Annotated in this window: 1 pseudogene; it reads right to left on the reverse strand. The window is 50.8% G+C overall.

Going from position 1 to position 394, the window contains the following annotated elements:
* A pseudogene (locus EVJ21_RS15285) lies at positions 1-394 on the reverse strand (DUF4352 domain-containing protein); the annotation flags it as partial.

Genomic DNA, 394 nt, shown 5'->3' on the forward strand with positions numbered 1-394 from the left:
ATTCCCTTCCTTTTTCACTTTTCCGAGGAAGTCCCCGCCGACGTCATCCGAGAACCAAAGATCGGCATCAATCTGTTCACCCGGGTTCGTGACGAGCGTGCCTTGGTCCGGATAGAAGTGAATCGTGTCATCGACCGTATTCTCGGCAGTGACGTTCACGACGACGAGCGTCACTTCGTCTTTCCCGTCGAACATATCAAGATACTCTTCCGCGACGTTCAGACGAGACGTCTGGACTTTATTGACGTTGAACTTGACCGAGCCCATCGTCTCGTTCATCGTTAACTCGGTGTTCTTCATGTGAATCGTGTTCGTGCCGATTTCACTGTCATATACTTCAGCGTCTTCCGTGGTAACCGCTTCTTCTTGTTCTTCCGCTTCCGTTTCTTTGACG

The sequence above is a fragment of the Exiguobacterium sp. SH0S2 genome (assembly GCF_004337185.1).
GTDB lineage: Bacteria > Bacillota > Bacilli > Exiguobacteriales > Exiguobacteriaceae > Exiguobacterium > Exiguobacterium aurantiacum_A.